This window comes from Magnetococcales bacterium (assembly GCA_015231925.1).
Lineage (GTDB): Bacteria > Pseudomonadota > Magnetococcia > Magnetococcales > JADGAQ01 > JADGAQ01.
In genome coordinates this window covers 1-2,372 of the sequence record JADGAQ010000344.1, presented here as the reverse complement: position 1 = coordinate 2,372, position 2,372 = coordinate 1, and the positions used below count along the sequence as shown (strand labels likewise).

1 protein-coding gene is annotated in these 2,372 nt (G+C 57.0%); it reads right to left on the bottom strand.

Annotation, left to right across the window (positions count from 1 at the left end; translation table 11 throughout):
- Positions 1 to 341 precede the first annotated feature (341 nt).
- Positions 342 to 1,556: a bifunctional phosphopantothenoylcysteine decarboxylase/phosphopantothenate--cysteine ligase CoaBC gene (gene coaBC / locus HQL56_19625; GenBank protein ID MBF0311727.1), complete on the bottom strand. Its 1,215-nt coding sequence runs from the start codon at positions 1,554 to 1,556 to the stop codon at positions 342 to 344.
- Positions 1,557 to 2,372: the final 816 nt, after the last annotated feature.

The window sequence follows — 2,372 nt, the reverse complement described above, 5'->3', positions numbered from 1 at the left end:
CCTCTAATCCTCTAATCCTCTAATCCTCTAATCCTTTCAGGCTCGCCCAGCTCAAGGCCATCCTTTTCGGCGTCTTTTTGCCGAAAAGGATGGCCAAAAAGCGAGCCCGCCATTGGTCATGCCGGGAGCCAATCGTCTGTTTGATTGGCTCCCGGCATGACCGAATTGCCCGCCGGTCGTCTGTTTGATTGGCTCCCGGCATGACCGAATTGCCCGTGGGGCCGGAAAATATAAAAACCTGTTGCTAAATTTCTATTCAAATAACAAAAGATACGTCAAAGGACAGAACATTTTCTTTTTTTACTTTCTAAAAGATAAAATATTGAAAGGCAATATATTCACTAAACTCCGCCCAGCCGAGTTGCCAGGTGTCGCATCAAGCGTTCCCCCACGGCCTCTTTGCTCAACAGGGGCCAGTTCTCTTCGTTGCCCTGGTTATCGATCAGGGTGACGCGATTGGTGGGGACATCGAAGCCGCAACCGGCTTCCAGAACGTCGTTGACCACCATCAGGTCGCATCCTTTGCGGGCTCGTTTGGCCCGACCGCGTTCCTGGGCCTGGCCGGTTTCGGCGGCAAAACCGCAGATCAGCGGGCGAGAGGCTTGGCCCCGACGGGTGACCAGTCCGGCGAGGATGTCTGCGTTGGGCACCAGTTCCAGGGTAATGGCTTCCTTGCCCCGGGAGATCTTGTCCGCGCTGGCCTCACGGGGGCGAAAATCCCCGACGGCGGCGGTCATGACCACCAGGTCCGGGGTCTGTTCCTGCCATTGTTGTTGCACGGCCTCCAGCATCTCGTGCGCCGAAACCACCGGCAGGCAGCGCACGCTCCAGGGGGAGGGCAGGGAGACCGGGCCGTGGATCAGTGTTACTTCAGCGCCCAGGCGACGGGCGGCCATGGCCACGGCCCAGCCCATGCGACCGCTGGAACGGTTGCTCAGGTAGCGCACCGGATCCAGTGCTTCCCGCGTGGGGCCTGCCGTGATCAGGACGCGCCGTCCCGCCAGCAGGGCCGGGGTCAGCAGACGGGTGATCTCTTCCAGCAGATGAGCCGGTTCCGCCATGCGACCGGCGCCCTCTTCGCCGCAGGCCAAGGCGCCGTTTTCCGGCCCGATGAAAAAGAGGCCGTCTTCCTGCAGGCGGGCCACATTGCGTTGTGTGGCCGGATGGTCCCACATGGCGGCGTTCATGGCCGGGGCCAGCAGGACCGCTCCTTTGCGGGCCAGCAGCAGGGTGGTCAGCAGGTCGTCCGCCAGGCCGTTGGCCAGGCGGGCCAGCAGGTCGGCGGTAGCCGGGGCCACCACCACCAGATCGGCTTCCCGCGCCAGGCGGATGTGGCGCATGCCGTGTTCCTGTTCCAGGGAGAAGAGGTTGTCATGCACCACGTTTCCCGACAGGGCTTGCAGGCTCATGGGGGTGACGAACTGCAAGGCTGCCGCGGTTGGCACCGGGATCACCGTGGCGCCGCATTCCCGCAGGCGGCGGATCAGTTCCAGGCATTTGTAGGCGGCGATACCGCCTCCCAGGCCCAGCAGAATCTGTTTTCCCGATAGATCCAACCCCATCTCCTGAAATCGCAAGCATTCGAGGGAGTGGCAAAACTCCCACAGCCAAGCGGGTAAATATCCTAAATTATCAGACTTTCAATATTTTATCCTTTAAGTATCAAAAAAAGAAAATGTTTTATCCTTTTACTTTTCATTTATTTGGATTGTCCATACCCATTGCAACGCCGTTTTGCAATTGGCTCGCATTCAAACAATATCAGCAGGTAATTATCCACAATTTATAGTGTAAGTCAAATCTTTTACCGCGTTGGGGATGTGGAATTTTCGAAGGAGGGTATTGTTGAGGGGATTGGGTTTACACGTCGGGGGGCTTTGTGCCACTCTTTGGCTGGGTTTCATTCAATTTGCGCGAAGAGAGATCTACCAAAAACCCGTTCGTAGGCGTTCGTCCGCGTTCGGGAGTCCTCAGAAATCCCCTGTAAAATCACCGTTGAATCGTTCACTGGCGTTCGCTGGCGTTCGCATGCAGCCGCTATATTTTTGGGGTAACTTTGGGGGTAACTCCGGGACTGCCCTGATTCCCTCTCCAAAGTTACCCCCAAAATCCCTTGCAAACCTACAGCCGCAAGCCTTCCAGCTACTTCGTGGGAAAAATCCGTGTCAAATCAAAACGCGGATTTCTTCAAAAGACAACCCGTCGCTCGTTCCTTACACTTCCCTGCTTTCCGATATAGCCAACCAGCGGGAGTTCCTCCATGACCATGACTGATTCATCCGTCCGCCAGGCCAAACCACAGGCCAAGCCCTACAAAATCTTCGACTCCGGCGGCTTGTACCTGCTCGTCAACCCCTCCGGGGCTAAATGGT